The sequence below is a fragment of the Mesoterricola sp. JemC181 genome (assembly GCF_055384585.1).
Genome location: NZ_AP045076.1, coordinates 3,251,646 through 3,270,704 on the forward strand (window position 1 = coordinate 3,251,646; position 19,059 = coordinate 3,270,704).

At 68.7% G+C, this 19,059-nt stretch carries 14 protein-coding genes; 6 read left to right on the plus strand and 8 right to left on the minus strand.

Features of this window, described 5'->3' with window-relative positions; all coding sequences use genetic code 11:
• The first annotated feature begins 389 nt into the window (after positions 1-389).
• The 3 genes from ACZ5MC_RS14310 (at position 390) to ACZ5MC_RS14320 (ending at position 2,330) form a co-directional block, all read left to right on the plus strand.
• Complete coding sequence (locus ACZ5MC_RS14310) at positions 390-737, plus strand: hypothetical protein (protein WP_464516106.1); 348 nt, start codon at positions 390-392, stop codon at positions 735-737.
• Positions 738-1,251: 514 nt separating this feature from the next.
• On the plus strand, positions 1,252-1,749 hold the full coding sequence (locus ACZ5MC_RS14315) for a hypothetical protein (RefSeq protein WP_306601178.1): 498 nt from the start codon (positions 1,252-1,254) through the stop codon (positions 1,747-1,749).
• Positions 1,750-1,835: 86 nt separating this feature from the next.
• Positions 1,836-2,330 (plus strand): DUF1003 domain-containing protein, encoded by a 495-nt coding sequence (locus ACZ5MC_RS14320; protein ID WP_306601179.1) that lies wholly within the window; start codon positions 1,836-1,838, stop codon positions 2,328-2,330.
• A 1-nt stretch (position 2,331) separates the two neighbouring features.
• Here ACZ5MC_RS14320 and ACZ5MC_RS14325 read toward each other — a convergent pair whose 3' ends face one another.
• The 8 genes from ACZ5MC_RS14325 to ACZ5MC_RS14360 form a co-directional block, all read right to left on the minus strand.
• Positions 2,332-4,734 carry a S9 family peptidase gene (locus ACZ5MC_RS14325; protein ID WP_464516107.1) on the minus strand — a complete coding sequence of 801 codons (2,403 nt, stop codon included), beginning with the start codon at positions 4,732-4,734 and terminating at the stop codon, positions 2,332-2,334.
• A 10-nt stretch (positions 4,735-4,744) separates the two neighbouring features.
• Positions 4,745-7,489: a M16 family metallopeptidase gene (locus ACZ5MC_RS14330; protein ID WP_306601181.1), complete on the minus strand. Its 2,745-nt coding sequence runs from the start codon at positions 7,487-7,489 to the stop codon at positions 4,745-4,747.
• 70 nt (positions 7,490-7,559) lie between these two features.
• On the minus strand, positions 7,560-9,638 hold the full coding sequence (locus ACZ5MC_RS14335; RefSeq protein WP_464516108.1) for a S46 family peptidase: 2,079 nt from the start codon (positions 9,636-9,638) through the stop codon (positions 7,560-7,562).
• A 220-nt stretch (positions 9,639-9,858) separates the two neighbouring features.
• Positions 9,859-10,359, minus strand: coding sequence for a signal peptidase II (gene lspA, locus ACZ5MC_RS14340; protein WP_306601183.1), 501 nt, complete (start codon positions 10,357-10,359; stop codon positions 9,859-9,861).
• Positions 10,356-13,142, minus strand: a complete 2,787-nt coding sequence (gene ileS / locus ACZ5MC_RS14345) for an isoleucine--tRNA ligase (RefSeq protein ID WP_464516109.1) — start codon at positions 13,140-13,142, stop codon at positions 10,356-10,358. The genes lspA and ileS overlap by 4 nt, the downstream gene beginning before the upstream one ends.
• Before the next feature lie 75 nt (positions 13,143-13,217).
• Positions 13,218-14,786, minus strand: a complete 1,569-nt coding sequence (gene nadB, locus ACZ5MC_RS14350; protein ID WP_464516110.1) for an L-aspartate oxidase — start codon at positions 14,784-14,786, stop codon at positions 13,218-13,220.
• Positions 14,783-15,559, minus strand: a complete 777-nt coding sequence (locus ACZ5MC_RS14355; RefSeq protein WP_306601186.1) for a DUF309 domain-containing protein — start codon at positions 15,557-15,559, stop codon at positions 14,783-14,785. The genes nadB and ACZ5MC_RS14355 overlap by 4 nt, the downstream gene beginning before the upstream one ends.
• Positions 15,559-16,260, minus strand: coding sequence for a MotA/TolQ/ExbB proton channel family protein (locus ACZ5MC_RS14360; protein ID WP_306601187.1), 702 nt, complete (start codon positions 16,258-16,260; stop codon positions 15,559-15,561). Before ACZ5MC_RS14360 ends, ACZ5MC_RS14355 begins: the two co-directional genes overlap by 1 nt.
• A 109-nt stretch (positions 16,261-16,369) precedes the next feature.
• On the opposite strand from ACZ5MC_RS14360, the gene ACZ5MC_RS14365 reads away from it, so the two are divergent.
• The 3 genes from ACZ5MC_RS14365 (at position 16,370) to tatC (ending at position 18,862) form a co-directional block, all read left to right on the plus strand.
• The gene (locus tag ACZ5MC_RS14365) at positions 16,370-17,725 is read left to right on the plus strand and encodes a UDP-glucose dehydrogenase family protein (protein WP_306601188.1); all 1,356 of its coding nucleotides are present in this window, start codon (positions 16,370-16,372) and stop codon (positions 17,723-17,725) included.
• 96 nt (positions 17,726-17,821) lie between these two features.
• On the plus strand, positions 17,822-18,010 hold the full coding sequence (gene tatA, locus ACZ5MC_RS14370) for a twin-arginine translocase TatA/TatE family subunit (RefSeq protein ID WP_306601189.1): 189 nt from the start codon (positions 17,822-17,824) through the stop codon (positions 18,008-18,010).
• 24 nt (positions 18,011-18,034) lie between these two features.
• Positions 18,035-18,862 carry a twin-arginine translocase subunit TatC gene (gene tatC, locus ACZ5MC_RS14375; RefSeq protein ID WP_306601190.1) on the plus strand — a complete coding sequence of 276 codons (828 nt, stop codon included), beginning with the start codon at positions 18,035-18,037 and terminating at the stop codon, positions 18,860-18,862.
• Positions 18,863-19,059 lie beyond the last annotated feature (197 nt).

The following is a 19,059-nucleotide window of genomic DNA, read 5'->3' on the forward strand; positions in this document are numbered from 1 at the left end:
CCACCGCCCGGGTGGGCGATGGCACGATGGACGTGGTCATGGCCAACTGGGCCCTGGGATTTGAGGAAGGCCAACGACCTGGCATTCCGTCCGATTTCCAGCACCCGCGGGCTGGCCGGCGGGACTTTTGCGGTCGGCGTCCCGGCTGCGGGATGACGATCCAGGACCTGCCCTTCATATGAGGCAACCTCGCGGGTGAAATCTGCCGGTGCGGAGTCGATGGTCCTGCCCGGTTCGGCCTTGGGGACCAGGGCGGCATGGCAGGGCTTGGGCAGGAATGCGAGCCATCGATTCCCAGGTTCCCCGGAGCCCTTGACAGAATGCCTGGGCAGGCCATTTTTACTAATTATTTATTGCCGTGCCCTGGGTCATCACGTTTTGGAGGAACCATGAAATTCAGACCATTAAGTCACCTATTCCTGGACATAGGGTTATTGAGCGCACCATTCGTTGCATTTTGTGGAGATGTCGTTGTGCTTAGGCCTGGCCAAAAGACATGGGGTTTCGATGTGCATAACGGCAAAAATGATGTTCATTTTCATAATTCAAAAGTTCATGTAGATGAAGGAATAGACCTGATTGCAAGGAGTGCAAATATCAGAAGCCGCAAATTTTATACCTTAGCCGTCATTTTCAGGTTGGAACATAGTAATGTCAGGAAATTCGGCGTCAGGAGGGTCAGGATGAATGAAGAATGTTTTATGGTAATGCAAACTGATGGCAATTTATGTATTTAGGCAAAAAATAATGGGTTTGTCTGGAACTCGGGCAGCCAAGGGAGAGACTGCAGTTTGGTCCTGGAAGACAATGGCAATCTCTCAATTAAAGATGGTAATGGCATACGTGTGTGGATGGACAGGCGGAGATTTGACGAGCAGAGTATTCCAAGTATTGGAGACAGATATTAAGCCCCACCTCGATCCCTGAACCTGAAATGAACGGGTGCGCCGTTGGGCTTGGCCATTGGCACCCAAGGCGTGGCTCCGGGGTGTCCCGCTGCGCCTTGGGCAGGTCGATGCCGGCACCGTAGGCGCCGGAAGCAGTCCAAGGTCCTCCACCCCCCGCGTTCGGATCGCCTCGAAGCCGTTCCTGCCCGGGGAAAGCCCTGCCAGGCAGGCCGCCATCCCATTCCCAATCGGGATCCCATCCGGGCGCTTGGGAGGTGCCCGCCCAAGTCCTGGCTGAGCCGGGTGTGCATGGCAGGAATCTTGCTGCCGCATACCTGAAGGCAGGGTTTGCCCAGGAGTTCCCATGACCATCACCTCCGTCGGTTCCAGCGACTCCCAGAGCCTGGGCAGCATCATCCTCCAGTCCCTCGTGGCGGGCAGCTCCAGCAGCCACAACTCCAACACGTCCTCCGGCGGCCTCTACGACCTGCTGAACCTGTCCTCCGCCTCCCAGAGCCTGGCCAAGGCGCCGGCGGCGGTGACCCAGGCCATGAACGACCTTTTCAGCACCCAGAAGGACGTCGCCGGCGACATGGCGACCCTCAAGGGCTACTTCAAGGACAACCCCGGCAGCCTCACCACCCTCCTGGGCGCCCTCCAGGGCGGCACCAGCACCTACGGATCCTCCGGACTCACGTCCGATTCGGCCCTCATGGCGGCCCTGGCCAAGGCCAAGGCGGGCGGGACCGACACCTCCTCGGTCATCAGCGCCCTCATGGGCGCCCGGCAGGATTCGCTCCTGGACTACATCGGCGGCACTTCCAGTGCCTCGGACTCGAACCTGATGTCCGTTCTGGGCTGACCGCCCCCCATGCCTGACGCCGCCCGGGGGGACGGCGGAGGGCATGGGCCTCTATACTCGGGAAGGAAACGATCCCGAGGCTGCCCATGAATGACAGGAAAAAGGGCCCGGCGGCCCAGTACCGCCACGATCACCCCCCGGTGCGCAACATCAACGAGGTGGCCGCCCAGTCCATGACCCTGGGCCAGCGGGTCGCCGACAGGGTCGCGACGGCGGTGGGGAGCTGGCCGTTCATCATCGTGCAGAGCCTCCTGCTCTGCGTCTGGATGGCGGTCAACATCTACCTGGCGTACATGATGCGCACCCACCCGGGCTTCCTGAAGGCCTGGGACCCCTACCCCTTCATCCTCCTGAACCTGGTGCTCAGCTTCCAGGCCGCGTACACGGGGCCGGTGGTGATGATGAGCCAGAACCGCCAGAACGAGAAGGACCGCCTGGCGGCGCAGAACGACTACGAGATCAACAAGAAGGCGGAGGAGGAGATCGAGGTGATCCTCAAGCACCTGGTGCACCAGGACAACCTCATCCTCGAAGCCACGAACCGCATCGAGGAGCTGCAGAAGGCGCTGCTTTCGAAGTGAGCTACTTCGCGTTCTTCACGTGGCGGTCGAACCAGTCCACGGTCTCCCAGAGCGTGTGCTCCACGGACTCCCGGGCCTGGTAGCCGTGGCTCTCGAAGGGGAGCATGACGACCCGCGCGGTGGCGCCCAGGCCCCGCAGCGCCTCGAAGAGCCGCTCGGTCTGGTAGGGCACCGTGCCGGGGTTCTGGTCCATCTCGCCGTGGATGAGGAGGAGGGGCTTCTTGACCTTGTCGGCGTTCCACAGGGGGCTGATCTTCAGGTAGGTGTCCCTGGCCTGCCACAGGGTGCGGCGCTCGTTCTGGAACCCGAAGGGGCGGATGGTGTGGTTGTAGGCGCCGCTGCGCGCCACGCCGGCCCGGAACAGCTCCGAGTGCGCCATGAAGTTGGCGGTCATGAGCGCGCCGTGGCTGTGGCCGGCGACGCCCACGCGGTTCCGGTCCGTCCAGCCCAGCTCCACGGCCTTGTCGATGGCGGCCTTGGCGCTGGCCTCGTCCTGCTCCAGGAAGGTGTCGTAGGCGGTCTTCGGGTCGCCCACCACGGGCATGGCGGCGTCCATGAGGACGGCGTAGCCCTGCAGGGCCAGGAAGACGGCGGAGGCGCCCGAGATCCAGGTGAAGCGCTGGTCGCTGCCCGAGACCTGGCCGGCGGCGCCGGCGGCCGCGTAGTCCAGGGGGTAGGCCCAGAGGATGGTGGGCAGAGGGGTGCCGGGCTTCGCGCCGGGCGGGAGGTAGAGGGTGAAGGAGAGATCGACCCCGTCGGCGCGCTTGTACTTCACGAGACGCTTCCGGATCGCCGCGAGCTCGGGCACCGGGTTCGCGAAGCGGGTGCAGGGCGCGCTCGCGGAGGCGAAGGCCGCCTCGCCCTCGGCGGCCTTCACGCGCCTGCCCAGTGTGCGCACCTGGAGGTTGGGGTAGTCCGTGGGGGACTCCCGCTGGGTGAGGAACCGCCCGGCCTTGACGTCCAGCCAGGTCAGGAACCGCTCGAAGGAAACCCGGTCGCAGCGGAAGAGCCGCTCCGTGCGCAGGGTGGCCAGGTCCAGCCGGTCCAGGAAGGGCCGGTCCCCGTCCGGGGAGGCGCCCGCGCCCTGGAGATGGATGGCGCCGTCCACCACCTGGATGACGGGATGGCCGCTGGGCAGGGCCCGGTACACGGGGGAGCCGGGGGCGCGGTAGCGCTCGTCGGAGCTCAGGTCCCACAGCAGCTTCGTGCCGCCCCGGCGCTCCAGGATCCAGGTGCGGGTCCAGTGGAGGTCCTCGTCGTAGTCGGAGAGGAGGGCGCGGCGCCCGTCCTCCAACCAGGCCAGGCCGGCGAACCGGGCCCGGGTGCGGGCCAGCTCCACGGGCGCGGCGCCGGGGGCCTCCGCCAGGACCCGGTCCCGGAATTCGGCCTTGGCGGCGGGATTGCCCCCGTCCAGGGCCTCCACCCAGGTCAGGGTGGCGGGTTCAGTGGGAATCCAGGCGAAGTGGCGCCGGCCCACGGGGACGCCGTGGATGGGCACCTGCTCGGCCAGGGGCAGGCTGGCGACGGTCTCCAGCACCCTGCCCTGCAGGTCCCACACCTCCACGTCCCGGGGGAACCGGGAGCAGTCGCGGATGACGGAGTAGGGCCGGTGGAGGCGGCTCACCAGGAGCCGCGCGCCGTCCGGGGAAGGCCCGGCGAGTTCGATGACGCCGGGGCGCCCCACGGGACGGGCCGGGCCGCCCGCGGCGGGGACCACCTGGAGCTGGCTGGTGGTGTAGTGGTCGAAGAGGTCCATGTCCACGGGCGTCTTCAGCACGTCGCGGGTCTCGTAGGTGCTGGATGCCACCACGGGCCCCGTGGTGCTCTGGATGCGGGGCTCGGGGGCCTTGGCTCCGGGGTCGGGCGCGGGACCGCGGTTTTCCGGCACGGCCTTCACCAGGAGGGCCTCCCCGCCGGGCATCCAGGTGAAGGCGCCGCCCAGGGCGGGGTTGAGCCGGAGCCCGTCCACGCGGCGCACCGCGCCGGTGGCGGCCTCGCCCAGCCACAGCTCCACGGCGGTGGCCGTCTCCCGCGTGAACGCGAAGCGGGTGCCGGAGGGATTCCAGCTGGGCATGCCGGCCCGGGCCCCGGGGGGCAGGTCGACCTTCACTTCGGTTCCGGTCCCCAGGTCCTTGAGGGTGTAGGCCACGTAGTAGAACGTGTAGCTGCGCTCGGCGTTGGAGCGCGGGTTCACGCGCACGCCGGCGAGCTTGACCAGGGGTTCGGAGATCACGGCGATGGACGGATAGGCCTCCCGGTTCACCAGGAGGACCTTGTCCCTGGCCGGACTCACCAGGGCCGACGGCGGCAGGGGCGCGTCGAGGACCTTGCGGATCGCCGGGGGCGCGGCGTGGTAGCCCTCCGCCAGGAGCGGAAGGGCCAGGAGGAGGGCTGCCAGTCGCATGGGTGCTCCGCTACTTCACCACTTCGGGGTTGCCGTCGGCGTCCAGCACCTTCACCTCGCCGAGCTTCAGGTCGCGCAGGGGCTGCTCGACCTTGGTCCGGTCGCCCACGATGATGTAGGTGCGGCCCTGGGCGGGGATGATCTTGCGGGCGGCCTTCATCAGGTCCTCGGCCTTGAGCTGGTTGACCCGGCCCACGTAGGACTGGAAGTAGTCGTCCTTCAGGTTCCAGGCGACGATCTCCTGCATGCCGCCCACCAGCGCGCGCACGGTCTCGTACTGGCCGGGGAGGCTCAGGGTGAGGTTGTCCTTGGCCATGGCCAGTTCGGCCTCGGTGACCGGGACGGCGCCCAGGATCCCCTTCATCTCCTTCTCCAGCTCCGCCACGGATTCGGCGGTCCTGTCGGTCTGCACCGAGGCGCCGGCGTAGAAGGTGCGCACGGTGCGGGTGTCCATGACGCCGGCGAAGGCGCCGTACGTCCAGTGCTTGTCCTCGCGCAGGTTCATGTTCACGCGGGAGGTGAACATCCCGCCCAGCACGGCCTGCATGGCGCCCACGGCGGGCTCGTCCGCCTCGCTCCGGGGCGCGGCGGTGGCCACCAGGTTGATGGCGGACTGGATGGCGCCGGGCTTGTGCACCAGGTAGAGGGTCGTGGCCGCGGGGTTGGGGGCCGGGGGCACGACGACCTTGGGCGCGGCACCCTTGGGCCAGACGCCCAGGTTCTTCTCGAGCCGCGGCAGGAGCTCGGCCATGGTGATGTCGCCGCCCACCAGGAGGGTGGCGCCGCCGGGCTTGAACCAGGCCTGGTGATACGCCTTCAGGTCGTCCTGCTTGAGGGCCGCCACGCGCGCCTCGGTGCCCGAGGAGGGGCTCCCGTAGGGGTGCCTGGAGCCGTAGAGCACCGGGCCCAGGAGGCGGGAACGAAGGCCCTCGGGGCTGTTCTTCTGCTGCGCGATGGCCGCGAGGCGCTCCTTCTTCACCCGCTCAAGCGTGGTGGCCGGGAAGACGGGGTTCATCACCACGTCGGACCACACCGCCAGGGACGCGTCGAGGTTGGCCTTGAGGGCGCCCAGGAAGACGAAGGCCTGGTTGGTGCCCGCGCCCGCGCCGTAGGTGGCGCCCAGGAGCTCGAACTGTTCGCGGATCTCCTTTACGGTGCGGGTCTTCGTGCCCTCGTCCAGCATCGCCAGGGTGGTGGAGACGGTGCCGGGCCCGCTGGGGAGCTGGGCGTCGGCGGCGGAGCCGCCTTCCAGCATCAGCTCGAGCTGCACCACGGGCGCCTCGTGGCGCTCGGCGAGCACGACCTTGAGGCCGTTGGAGAGGGTGGCCCGCTGGAAGGCGGGGAGCTTCAGGGCCGGCACGGCGCCGGGCGCGGGCACCTTGGAGCGGTCCGCGTCCTTGGCGGCGGCCTTCGGTTCCACATAGGGGTGCACTTCCAGGATGAAGACGCCGTCGCCGAGCCACTTCCGGCCCGCGGCCTGGATGTCGGCGGCGGTGTAGCCCAGCATGCGGGTGGCGGACTTGTACCGCAGCTCGGGGTCGTCGGCCAGGGCGAGGCCGGAGGCGAGCATGTCGGACTTGCCGCCGAACCCGCCGATGCGCTCCAGGCTCTGGATGTAGCTGGACTGCTGCCGCGCCCGCAGGCGGGCCAGCTCGTCGGGGGCGGGGCCCTCGGCCACCAGGCGCGCCAACTCCTCCTTGGCGATGCGCTCGATCTTCCCCAGGTCCGCGCCGGGCCGGGCGATGATGCGCAGGCTTACCTGGCCGCTGATCTCCTGGGCGTTGGCATAGGCGAAGACGTTGGTGGCCAGCTGCTCCTTCTCCACCAGCCGGCGGTACAGGCGGGAGGTGCGCCCGCCGCCCAGCACGCCGGTGAGGAGGCTCAGCTGCTCGCCTTCCACGTTCCCCAGCTCGGGGGTGTTCCAGACCATGGCCAGCATGGCCTGGGGCACGCGGTCCTGCATCACCTGGCGCCGCTCGCCGGTCATGCGGGGGACCCAGACCTTCGGGCGGTCGATGGGCGGATTGGCCTTGAAGGAGCCGAAGTACAGCTCGGCCTTTTCCTTGGCCGTCTTCAGGTCGATGTCCCCCGCCAGGACCAGCACGGCATTGTTGGGGCCGTAGTAGGCCTGGAACCAAGCCTTCACGTCGTCCAGGCTGGCGGCATTGAGGTCGTCCATGGAGCCGATCACCGTCCAACTGTAGGGGTGGCCCACCGGGTAGGTGCCCTTGGTGAGGGCCTCATAGGTCTTGCCGTAGGGCTGGTTCTCGCCCTGCCGCTTCTCGTTCTGCACGACGCCCCGCTGCTCGTCCAGGCGGGCCTTGTCGATGGCGCCCAGGAGGTGGCCCATGCGGTCCGACTCCATCCACAGCACCGTGTCCAGCGCGCTGGTGGGGACGTTCTGGAAGTAGTTGGTGCGGTCCGAGTTGGTGGTGCCGTTCATGTCGGTGGCGCCGAGCTTCTCCAGCACCTTGAAGTAGTCGGTGTTCTGGTTCTCGCTGCCGTTGAACATCAGGTGCTCGAACAGGTGGGCGAAGCCGGTCTTGCCGGGCTTCTCGTTCTTGGAACCCACGTGGTACCAGATGTTCACGGCGACGATGGGGGCCTTGTGGTCTTCGTGGACCACCACCCGGAGGCCGTTGGCCAGCGTGAAGGTCTCGAAGGGGATCCGGGGGAGCTGGGGAACCTGCGCCACCAGGGCGCCGGCGGCGAGCAGCAGGGTGGAACGTCCTAGGGCGCGCAGGGCGTACGTCATAGCTTCTCCATGAGAATTGGATGGGATAATAACGATCCTAGTCCGGTTGGCTCCGGATTGCTTCCTGGAATCACTTGCCGGTCAGTTCCTTGGCCACCCACCCGGCGTCCATGATCTTCACCAGGGCCTCCCGGATGGCCCGGGCATCCACGGCGATGGAGCGCTTGCTGGTGCCGTCGTACACGTAGTAGCCGGCCTGGGCCTCGATGTTGCTGTCGAAGTTGAGGCCCACCAGCTCGCCCTTGGCGTTCAGGACCGGGGAGCCCGAGTTGCCGCCCACGGTGTCGCAGGCGTAGGCGAAGTTGAAGGGGGTGGCCAGGTCCAGCCTGTCCTTGAGGTCCCACCAGCGCCTGGGCAGGGACCACACGCCGTGCTCGGCCTCGGGGCCCCAGCCGATGGCCCGGTCGAAGAGCCCGTAGAAGGTCGTGAAGGGCTGGATGAGGGTGCCGTTGGCGGGATAGGTGGCCACGGGGCCGTAGGTGAGGCGCAGGGTGAAGGTGGCGTCGGGGTAGATGGCCTTGCCGTACACCTTGAAGCGCGCGAGGGCGATGCGGCCGCTGTGCTCGTCCAGGACGCTCTGCACCTCCTCCTGCTGCCGCGCCTGGGCGGCGCGGACGATGGGGTCCAGGACCCGCGCGAAGGCGATGAGGGGGTCCTTGCACGCGGCCAGGGCCGGCGCGCCGCCTTCCAGCAGGGCCTTGCGGGCGGCGGGGTCCGCCAGGGCGGTGCCGGCCAGCGCGGCCTGCGCCGCGGCCTCGGGGGTGCGCCCGGCCAGGAGCGCCTTCACGGCGGGATGCCCCTCGCCCAGCTGGAGGAGGGCCTCGCGCAGGCCCGCGGCGATGCGCACCTGCTCCAGGTCCAGGCGCACGGGGGCCGGGTTGAGGAGCTTGTCCCGGGTGGCCTTCAGGGCGCCGTCGGTGTACTCGGGCAGGCGCTTGTCGGTGGGCAGCGCGGCCTCGGCCGGCATGCGCACGAGGGTGAGGGCCTTGAGGAGGAAATCGGAACCCAGCACGTCCCGCACCGCCAGCAGCGAGGTTTCCCCGAGGAGCTCCTTCTGGCGCTTGACGGCCTGGGCGATGCGGTCCCAGCTGGGGGCCACGGCGGCCTTGAGGGCGGGATCCCGCTCCACCTGGGCCTTGAGGTCCAGTTCGGCCTTCTCCACCTTCTCGAGGTTGCCCGGCTTGCGCAGGCCCAGGAGCATGCCCTCCATGCGCTTGACGCCGTTGTCGATGCCGTAGATGGCGTCGGCGGTGATGCGCCGGGGTTCGTCCCCGGTGGCGGCGAAGGCCGCCAGGGCGGCGCGCCGGCGCAGCTGGGCGGCGATGCGGGCCGGGATGGAGACGTCCCGGGCATAGCTCATCTGGGCGAAGGTCTCCTGCCGGTACGTGGTGCCCGGGTGGCCGGAGACCAGCGTGAGGTCGCCGTTGCGCAGGGGGGACGTGGCCCAGGGCAGGAAGGCCTCGGGGCGGTAGGGCGCGCCGTTCTCGTACACCCGGAAGAGGGCGAAGTCCAGGTTGTGCCGGGGGAAGGTGTAGTTGTCCGGGTCCCCGCCGAAGGAGGCCAGCTGCAGCTCGGGGGCCGCCACCAGGCGCACGTCGGTGAACTTGCGGTAGCCGTAGAGCCAGTGCTCGCCGCCGTGGTAGAGGTTCACGGCCTGCCAGGTGAGGCCCGTCTTCGCCTCCTCGGCCTTGACGAGGGCGGAGATGGCGTTGCGCCGGGCCTTGAGGGCCTCGGCCTCCGGCAGGCCCTTGGCGGCCTCCTGCACCCTGGCGGTGATGTCCTGGGTGGAGACCAGCATCATGAGCTCCAGGCCGGGGACCTTGAGCTCATGGGCGCGGTCGGCGGCGGTGAAGCCGCCCCGGATGAAGTCCTTGTCCGCCGTGGCCACCTGCTGGATGGAACCGCGGCCCACGTGGTGGTTGGTGATGACGAGGCCCTCCGCGCTCACGAAGGCGCCGGTGCCGCCGGGAAAGCGCACCGTGGCCAGCTGGAGGTGCCGGAGCCACGCGGCGTCCGGAGCGAACCCGTAGGCGGCCTTCATGCGCGCCGCGGGCACGTTGTCGAAGGTCCACATCCCCTCGTCGGAACGCAGGGCCGGGGCGGCCAGCAGCACGGCCAGCGCGGTCAGGACGGAGGATCGCAGACGCATGGGGACTCCAGATGACAGGGATATACCTCGCAATATGCTACACGAAATCAAGAAAGGAATTCATCCTTCTTCATCCCCGTGCATCCCCGTTCATCCCCGGCTAATTCAACGCTTACATCGCCCGGGCGCCTGGAGTGGGCAGCCATGCGCCGCCAATCCATGCGAGAAAATCGCCTGGGATGAACGGGGATGCGCCGGGATGAAAAATGATAAAAAAGACTTAATTAATTCCCTTGGCCTGTTCCCGGCTCTTCAGCGCGGCAACGATCAGGGTCCATCCCAGCAGGATCCCCCCGCAGACGATGAAGCTGTCGGCGAGGTTGAACGTCCAGTAGTGCCAGCCCCAGAACTCGAAGTCCAGGAAGTCCACCACGGCGCCGTGGCGGAGGCGGTCCAGGCCGTTGCCCAGGGCGCCGCCCAGGATCAGGCCCAGGGCCACGCGCTGGATCGTGGGAGTGGCCTCCCTCATGAACTCCCAGCCGAAGTAGGCCACGGCGGCGATGCCGGCGAGGAGGAAGACCGCGCTGCGCACCCCGGCCGGGGCCCCGCCCAGGGTGCCGAAGATGGCGCCGGGGTTGTAGCCCAGGGTGAGGCTGAAGAAGCCGGGGACGACCACCTGGGTGCCCCGGTGCGCGAGCAGGCCCACGATCCAGGCCTTGGAGGCGTAGTCGGCGGCCAGGGCCGCGGCGGGGAGGAGGAGCCAGGGAAGGCGGCGGATCATGCCTGGGCCCGCACCACGTCCCAGCACCGGGGGCACAGGTCCGCGTCCTCGCCCTGGCCCGCGCCGCCCTTGTGGTTCCAGCAGCGGGGGCACTTGACGCCTCCGTGGGCCGTGACCACCACGTCCAGGTCGGGGGCGGCCTGCAGCTCCAGGCCGCTGATCACCAGGAGGTCCTGGGGATCCTCGCCCAGGCGCCCCAGCATGGCCAGGTCGGCGTCGGGGAGCAGCAGGGTGACCTGGGCGTCCAGGCTGGTGCCGATGGTCTTGGCGGCCCGGTGGGGCTCCATGGCGGCCTGCACGGCCTGGCGGATCTCCCAGAAGCGGTTCCACTCGGCGGACGCCGCGTGGGGCGTGCCAGCGGGGAAGCGCTGCTCGAAGATGGAGTCCGTGGTGCCCGGGATGTTCTCCCACACCTCGTCGGCGGTGAACGTGAGGATGGGCGCCAGGAGGGCCGACAGGCCCTTGGCGAGCTTCCAGCACAGGGTGCGGCAGCTCCTGCGGCGGGCGGATGCGGGTTCGTCGCAGTAGAGGCGGTCCTTGATGATCTCGAAATACTGGCCGGAGAGCTCCAGCTGGCAGAAGGAGTGCAGCGCCTGGGCGGCTTCCATGAACTGGTAGTTGCGGTAGGCGGCGGTGACCTGGTTGGCCATGTCGCCGAAGGCGCCCCACACCCAGGCGTCCAGGGGCGAGAACTCGCCCTCGGGCACCACGTCCGAAGCGGGATCGAAGTCGGCCACCGCGCCCAGGAGGAAGCGCAGGGTGTTGCGGATCTTCCGGTAGGCGTCGGCGGAGCGCTCCAGGATCTCCTTGGAGATGCGGACGTCCTCGTTGTAGTCCACGGAGGCCGTCCACCAGCGGAGGATGTCGGCGCCCAGGGTCTTCATGATCTCCTCGGGGGTGACCACGTTGCCCAGGCTCTTGCTCATCTTCTGGCCCTTGCCGTCCAGCACGAAACCGTGGGTGACGACGGTGTCGTAGGGCTTGTCGCCCGTGGCCGCGAGGTTGAAGAGCAGCGAGGAGTGGAACCACCCCCGGTGCTGGTCCGAGCCCTCCAGGTAGATGAACTTGCCGTAGTCCGCGCGGCTAAGTTCCGGATGGGTGTCGCACACGACGGCGGCGCTCACGCCGGAGTCGATCCACACGTCCAGGATGTCGGTCTCCTTGGCGAAGGCGTCGGCGCCGCACTTGGCGCACACGGATCCTTCGGGCTTGAGCTGCTCCAGGGGGAGCTCGGCCCAGGCCTCCACCCCGCCCTCCTCGATGGCGGCGGCGGCCTTTGCGAAGATGTCGGCGGTGGCCAGGGGCTCGCCGCACTCCATGCAGCGAAGCACGGTCAGGGGCGTGCCCCAGGCGCGCTGCCGGGAGATGCACCAGTCCGGGCGGCCCGCGATCATGGCATGGATGCGGTTGCGTCCCTGGGCCGGGACCCAGCGGGTGCTCTCGACCCCCTCCAGGCCCAGCTCGCGCAGGGTCTTGCCCTTGCCGGTGAGCTCGTCGTCCATGGTGATGAACCACTGCTCCGTCGCCCGGAAGAAGATGGGCGTCTTGGTGCGCCAGCAGTGCGGGTAGCTGTGCGTCAGCATCTCGTCGTGGAGCAGCGCGCCGGACGCCCGCAGGCGCTCCACCACCAGGACGTTGGTGTCGAAGATGTTCTTTCCTTCCAGCTCGGGGTCGTTCACGTCGGCCGTGAAGCGCCCGTCGGGGCCCACCAGCTGCAGGAGGCCCAGGTGGTGGGCGAGGTTGAAGTCGTCCACGCCGTGGTCGGGGGCCGTGTGGACCAGGCCCGTGCCGGTGTCGGCGGTGACGTAGTCGGCCAGCAGCACGGGGCTCTCCCGGTCCAGCCAGGCGTGGCGGGCCGTGAGGCTCTGGAACGCCTTGCCCTTGCGGATCTCCTTCACGTGGAAGGGGACGCCGAGGCGGCGCTGGAAGTCCTCCTGGAGGGGCACGGCCACCAGGTAGTGGCGGTCCACGGCCTGCACCACGGCGTACTCCATGTCGGGGTGCATGGCGATGGCGAGGTTGCTGGGCAGGGTCCAGGGCGTGGTGGTCCAGATGGGGAGGAAGAGGGGCGTGGGCAGGTGCATGCGCCGGGCCTCCTCGTCGGGCACCGGGAAGGCCACCGTGATCGCGGGGCTGGTCTTGTCTGCGTACTCCACCTCGGCCTCGGCCAGGGCGGTGCGGGCGCCGTAGCTCCAGTGCACGACCTTGAGCTTGCGGGTGACGGCCCCGCACTCGAAGAGCCTGGCCAGGAGCCGCACGACGTCGGCCTCGTAGCGGGGCTGCATGGTGATGTAGGGGTCCTCCCAGGCGCCCAGCACGCCCAGGCGCTGGAACCCGGAGCGCTGCGAATCGATCCACTTCTGGGCGTACACCCGGCACTTGGCCAGGAACTCGCTGCGGCTCATCTCCCGGCGCTTGGGGCCCAGGTCGCGCTCCACGGCGTGCTCGATGGGGAGGCCGTGGCAGTCCCAGCCGGGGATGTACGGGGACTCGTGCCCGTCCAGCCACAGGGACTTGACCACCATGTCCTTGAGGATCTTGTTCAGGGCGTGGCCGATGTGGATGGCCCCGTTGGCGTACGGGGGGCCGTCATGGAGGATCCTGCGCCCGCTGCCCAGGCCCGCGGCGTTGTCGGCCTTCTTGCGGGCCTCGACCCTGGCGTAGAGGCCTTCGGCCTTCCATCGCTCGAGCCGCTTGGGTTCCCTCTGGGGCAGGTCCGCCTTCATGGGGAAATCGGTGCGGGGCAGGAAAACGGTATAGCGTTTCCGGGTCGAGTCGGCCATGGCGCCCTCGTGCGCTGAGGGGATCCGCACAAGGATCCCGGGGGTTGATCCTCCAGTTAACCAAGGAATCCCGGTTCAGTCCAGCCGGTAGTGGCAGCCCCGGGACACCGGGTTCTGCAGCGCGGCCTTGAAGATGAGCCGGGCGCAGATGATGCCGTTGCGCAGTTCCAGCAGGCTGCGCGACAGGGGCGCCGCGCGGTAGAAGGCCTCGATGCGGTGGTAGAGGTAGCCCATGTCGCCCCGGCCCCGCGTGAGCCGGTCCCGGGTGCGCACGATGCCCGCGTAGTTCCACAGGGTGGTGCGGATGCTCGTCCAGTCCTGCTCGATGAGCAGCGGGTCGGGTTCCGGGCCGGGGGGCACGGGCCTCCAGGGTTCCAGGGAGTTCGGGTCCGGCAGCGCCGTGGTCCGGCTCTCGGCCGCGCAGCTCTCGCCGGCGCGGTAGCCCCACACCAGGCCCTCCAGGAGGGAGGACGAGGCCAGGCGGTTGGCCCCGTGGACCCCGGTGCAACTCACCTCGCCCACGGCGAAGAGCCCCGGGAGGCTGGCCCTGCCGTCCAGGTCCACGGCCACGCCGCCGCAGAAGTAGTGGGCCGCGGGCACGACGGGGATGGGCTGGGAGAGGGGCTCCAGGCCGGCCTTGCGGCACGTGGCCAGGACCGTGGGGAACCTCGCCTCCAGGTCCAGCCGGGCCTTGAGGGGCTCCAGGTCGAGGTACATGCAGGGCTCCCCCGTGGCCGCCATCTCCTGGAAGATGGCCCGGCTCACCACGTCCCGGGGGGCCAGTTCCAGGCCTTCGGGGGCGTACCTCCGCATGAAGCGCTCCCCCCTGCCGTTCACCAGGTGCGCGCCCTCGCCGCGCAGGGCCTCGGTGAGCAGCGTCCGCGGCCTGCCGGGAACATAGAGGGTGGTGGGATGGAACTGGACGTACTCGCAGTTCACGATGCGGGCCGAGGCCCGGTAGGCCGCGGCCAGGCCGTCCCCGGTGGCCGAGGCCGGGTTGCTCGTGTGGAGGTAGAGGTAGCCCAGGCCGCCGGTGGCCAGGATGGTGCGCTTGGCCAGGCACATGCGCACCACGCCGTCCGGGCTCAGGCCGTAGGCGCCCCAAACCTGGATGGGATCGTAGACGGCCCTCGGGTCCCGGCTGTGGTGGGGGACCGTGAGGAGGTCCACCAGGGAGTGGTTCTCGAAGATCCGGATCCGCGGGTGGGAGCGCACCTTGGAGGTGAGCGCGGTCTGGATGGCCCGGCCCGTGGCGTCCTTCACGTGCCAGATGCGGCGGGCGCTGTGGGCGGCCTCGGCGGTGGGCTCGGGCTCCAGGGCGCCGGTGTGGTCGAAGTCGACCCCCACCTGCTTCCAGAGGAACTCCTTGCAGAGGATGGGCCCCTGTTCGGCCAGGAGGGCCACGGCCTCGGGCTTGCAGAGCCCGGCCCCGGCGGCCTCGACGTCCGAGGCCAGGAGTTCGGCGGAGTCGTGGGCGTCCGGGGGCGGCAGGCCGATGATGCCCCCCTGGGCGTACGCGGTGTTGGATTCCCCCAGGGTGTCCTTGGCCACCACCACCACGTCGGCGCCCAGTTCCGCGGCCCGGAGCGCCGCCGAACAGCCCGCGATGCCGCCGCCGAGCACGAGTACGTCGCAAGTGATCACATCAGCTCCCATTCGGGCCGGTCGAGGCTCCAGAGGCGTTCCCAGGGGGGTTCCTCGGCCCGCAGGCCGAATTCGTCCTCCAGGGCCGAAAGGCGTTCCCGCACCAGGTCGAGGGCGGCGCCGTAGGCCACGGTCCCCCAGGGGGTGGCAAGCTCGCCGCTCCCGCCCAGGGCCTCCACGGCGTCCTCGAAGAGCCCGGCCATGCCGGGCGCGTTCTGGAGCTGGTGGTGGTGGAAGCCGCCCGCCATGAGGATGAGGCCCTGGAGCCCGGCCTTGAGGGGACCTTCGGCCTCCAGCCAGAGGGGCTCCAGGGCGTCGTGGCATTCGTGGAACAGCGCGGCGTTGAACAGGGACACGCCCGCCGCCAGGGGATACGCCTCCCCCTCCGGCAGGCCCAGCAGGGCCAGGAGGGTCACGCCGCTGCGCAGGCTCACCAGGGAGGAGAGCGGGTCCCAGATGCGCTGGGGGACCCATCCCCCGGGGCCCCGGTCGGCGGTGTCGGGGAACCTCGCCAGGGCGTCCCGCCAGGCCCGCCCGGGGTCCTCCTGGGGGAGCATGGCGCCGGCCCGCGCAAGCAGCTCGGCCTCGGGCAGGCCCCCGGGGAACTCCGCCCGCACCCGTGGGGCGCCCAGGACGGTGGGCCACACGAGGAGCGCCCGGTCCGCGGGGTCGGCCAGGGCCGCCTCCAGGCGGGAGCGCAGGAAGCCCAATACCGGCCTCGGCAGCCCGGGCTGACGCTGCCAGAAGACGGGGGTGCGCGGACCGCAGGCCATCAGGTGAAGTTTCGTTCGGAGACGCCGATGAACTCGAGGGAGAAGTCGTCCAGCTCGGTCTGCCAGTGCTTGAGCTGGCCCTGGAAGAAGTTGTAGGCCATCAGGGCGGGGATGGCGGCCACCAGGCCCAGGGCCGTGGCAACCAGGGCCTCGGAGATGCCGGGGGCCACCGTGGCGAGGCTGGCGTTGCCCGCCGTGCCGATGCCGTGGAAGGCGTCGATGATGCCCCACACCGTCCCGAACAGGCCCACGAAGGGGCTCACGGCCGCGATGGTGGCCAGGATGCCCAGGTAGTTCTCCATGCGCCCCATCTCCACGACCGAGGCGCGCTGGAGGCAGCGTTCCACGGCCTCCATGCTCTTGATCTGGGCCTTCTGCCCCGCGGGGCCCGGGGCGGGACGGAGCTGGTAGTTGACTTCGGAGAAGCCGGCGGTGAACAGGCCCACGAGGGGGCTCATGGTGTAGTCCGCGGCCCGGCCCTTGAGCTCGCCCCAGTTGGTGGTCTTGCGGAAGACGGCGCGGAACCGCTCGGTGACGCCCTTGCTGCGGCTGAGCAGGATCGCCTTCTGCACGATGATGACCCAGCTGGTGATGGAGAAGGCCCCCAGGATCAGCAGCACCACCCGGGCCACGGTGCCCGCGTGGAGCACCACTTCCCAAAGGTTGACGCCCTGCCCCGCGATCAGGCCCAAGTAAGCCATGATTCCTCCTAGGGAAGTGATTCTACCAAGGCTCGCGGTCCGGTAGGGCAACGGATACACTTGCAGGAGCGCTCCCGTGCGCAAGACTGTCATCAGCGAGAGGTAGGATATGCAAGTTCTGGTCATCGGCACTGGATATGTGGGCCTTGTGGCCGCGGCTGGCTTCGCCGAAGCCGGGCACCGCGTGCTGGGCATCGACACCGACGCGGGGAAGATCGCGAAGATCCGCCAGGGCGTCTCGCCCATCTACGAGCCCGGGCTGGACGAGCTGCTGGCGAAGCACCAGGCCTCCGGGGCCCTGTCGTTCAGCCTCGACCTCAGGGACGGCATCGCCGCCGCCGACGCCGCCTTCATCTGCGTGGGCACGCCCCAGAGCGAGGACGGCAGCGCCGACCTGCAGTACGTCCTCTCCGTGGCCGGCGCCATCGGCTCCGCCATGGGCCTGCGGCCCGCGGACGCCCCGCCCCTGGTCGTGGTTGACAAGAGCACCGTGCCCGTGGGCACCGCCGCCCGGGTCCACGCGGCCATCGCGGCCCGCACGGACCGCGCCTTCGAGGTGGTCTCCAACCCCGAATTCCTTCGCGAGGGCTGCGCCATCGACGACTTCATCCGGCCCGACCGCGTCGTGGTGGGCTGCAGGACGGACCACGCCGCCGGGATCATGAAGGGGCTCTACGCGAAGTTCCTCGAGGCGAGCTCCGGCCAGTGGCTCCGCATGGATCCGCCCAGCGCCGAGCTCACCAAGTACGCCGCCAACGCCATGCTCGCCCTGCGCATCAGCTTCATCAACGAGATCGCCGGCCTGTGCGAGAAGGTGGGCGCCGACGTCGATTTCGTCAAGCAGGGCATCGGCAGCGACCACCGCATCGGCAAGTACTTCCTGAATCCCGGGCCCGGTTTCGGCGGCAGCTGCTTCCCCAAGGACCTCCAGGCCCTGCTCAAGGTGGGCCGGGAGAACGCCCACCCCCTGCGTGCCCTGGAGGCCACGGTGGAAGCCAACCGCCACCAGAAGCAGGTGCTGGCCCTGAAGGTGCGCGCCCACTTCGGGTGCGCCTCGGGCAGCCCCGCGCCGCTGGCGGGCCGGAAATTCGCCCTGTGGGGCCTGGCCTTCAAGGCCCACACCGACGACATCCGGGAGGCCATGTCCATGGAGCTCATCGACAGCCTTACGGCCCTGGGCGCCCGGGTCGTGGTGCACGACTTCGAGGCCATGGACAACGTGAGGGCGAAACTGGGGGACCGGGTGGAGTACGCCGCGGACTTCATGGAAGCCTGCGCCGGGGCCGACGCCCTCCTCATCGCCACCGAGTGGCCCCAGTACGCGGCGGCCGACCTCCCGAAGGTCGCGGGCCTCCTCAAGGGAAAGGTGATGTTCGACGGACGCAACCTCTTCCGCCCGGAAGCCATGAAGGCCGCCGGCTGGACGTACCACTCCATCGGCCGGGTAACTGTCTACCCTGTATAAACTTACCCCCACGGTTCCATTTCATGCCAACCTGACATCGGCGTCAGGTTCCCGGTGGGGCCTCGAAGCCACTTACCAGACCAAGGAGAAGGAAGCATGGGCAATCTCGGTTTGACTGAAATGCTGCTGATCGGCATCCTGCTGCTGATATTTTTCGGCCCCTCCAAGCTCCCCGAACTCGGCAAGGCACTGGGCAAGGGCATCCAGGAATTCAAGAAGGCCAGCCGCGAGATCACCGACTCGGTCAAGGACGACGTGAACAGCAACACGTCCGAGAAGAAATAGGGCGGGGCGCCCGACCTCGCCTCCATGACGACACCCGACACGCCTCCCAATCAGATGTCCTTCTGGGAGCACCTGCATGAACTGCGGGTGCGGCTCATCCGCAGCATCCTGATCGTCGCGGGGGCCTTCGCCCTCACCTACTTCTTCCGTTTCCGGCTGATGACCTGGGCCCAGAAGCCCTTCATGGAGACGTTCAAGAGCCACGCCATCGCCCAGGCCCAGGCCGCCCACCAGCCGATCCCCACGGTCTTCGACCCCTTCGCCTACACCAGCCTCACCGAGCCCTTCTTCTCCCTCATGAGGCTTTCCATCTGGGCGGCCATCTTCGTGGCGGCGCCCTTCCTCTTCGGCCAGCTCTGGGGCTTCATCAAGCCCGGGCTCTACAGCCGCGAGCGGCGCTTCGCCATCCCCTTCGTGCTGGTGACCACGGGCTGCTTCCTGGGCGGCGCCGCTTTCGCCTACTGGAACGCCTTCGCCTTCCTGGGCGACATCCTCTTCAAGGAGGCCATGCAGGCCGGGCTGCGCACCAACCTCCACCTGGAGGACTACCTGGACCTGTTCATCTACACGGTGGTGGGCACCGGCCTCATGTTCGAACTGCCCGTGCTGGTCTTCTTCCTGACCCGCTTCCGCCTGGTCACCGCCACCTGGCTGCTCAAGTTCTGGCGCCACGCCACGGTCGCCATCTTCACCATCAGCGCCTTCCTGACTCCCGGCGACGTCATCGTCACGACCATCTTCTTCGGGGTCGTCCTGGAGGGGCTCTACTTCATCTCCGTCCTGGTCGCCTGGGCCGCGCGCCCCCGGAAACCGAGGTTGATCGACATCGAGCCCGGGGAAACCGAGTCGTAGCCATTCCCCGTCGGCAGTTCCCAGCCCCTCGGCGCAACCCCGGAGCCCTTCCGGACAAGGATGAAACGGGAACTCCCAGGTGAACCTATCCCCTTTTATCCCATATATCTGCGTTTATGAATTGGATTTTGGGGAAAAAGCAGGATAAGGAATGGCTGGTCAAAGCCTGAGCCGGATGGCAAGACTCGCGATCGCAC

What these genes read in the sequence shown, in the direction of transcription:
- ACZ5MC_RS14310 (WP_464516106.1), top strand. Translation starts at nt 390, where the DNA reads ATGAAATTCAGACCATTAAGTCACCTATTCCTGGACATAGGGTTATTG.
- ACZ5MC_RS14315 (WP_306601178.1), top strand. Translation starts at nt 1,252, where the DNA reads ATGACCATCACCTCCGTCGGTTCCAGCGACTCCCAGAGCCTGGGCAGC.
- ACZ5MC_RS14320 (WP_306601179.1), top strand. Translation starts at nt 1,836, where the DNA reads ATGAATGACAGGAAAAAGGGCCCGGCGGCCCAGTACCGCCACGATCAC.
- ACZ5MC_RS14325 (WP_464516107.1), bottom strand. Translation starts at nt 4,734, where the DNA reads ATGCGACTGGCAGCCCTCCTCCTGGCCCTTCCGCTCCTGGCGGAGGGC.
- ACZ5MC_RS14330 (WP_306601181.1), bottom strand. Translation starts at nt 7,489, where the DNA reads ATGACGTACGCCCTGCGCGCCCTAGGACGTTCCACCCTGCTGCTCGCC.
- ACZ5MC_RS14335 (WP_464516108.1), bottom strand. Translation starts at nt 9,638, where the DNA reads ATGCGTCTGCGATCCTCCGTCCTGACCGCGCTGGCCGTGCTGCTGGCC.
- lspA (WP_306601183.1), bottom strand. Translation starts at nt 10,359, where the DNA reads ATGATCCGCCGCCTTCCCTGGCTCCTCCTCCCCGCCGCGGCCCTGGCC.
- ileS (WP_464516109.1), bottom strand. Translation starts at nt 13,142, where the DNA reads ATGGCCGACTCGACCCGGAAACGCTATACCGTTTTCCTGCCCCGCACC.
- ACZ5MC_RS14355 (WP_306601186.1), bottom strand. Translation starts at nt 15,559, where the DNA reads ATGGCCTGCGGTCCGCGCACCCCCGTCTTCTGGCAGCGTCAGCCCGGG.
- ACZ5MC_RS14360 (WP_306601187.1), bottom strand. Translation starts at nt 16,260, where the DNA reads ATGGCTTACTTGGGCCTGATCGCGGGGCAGGGCGTCAACCTTTGGGAA.
- ACZ5MC_RS14365 (WP_306601188.1), top strand. Translation starts at nt 16,370, where the DNA reads ATGCAAGTTCTGGTCATCGGCACTGGATATGTGGGCCTTGTGGCCGCG.
- tatA (WP_306601189.1), top strand. Translation starts at nt 17,822, where the DNA reads ATGGGCAATCTCGGTTTGACTGAAATGCTGCTGATCGGCATCCTGCTG.
- tatC (WP_306601190.1), top strand. Translation starts at nt 18,035, where the DNA reads ATGACGACACCCGACACGCCTCCCAATCAGATGTCCTTCTGGGAGCAC.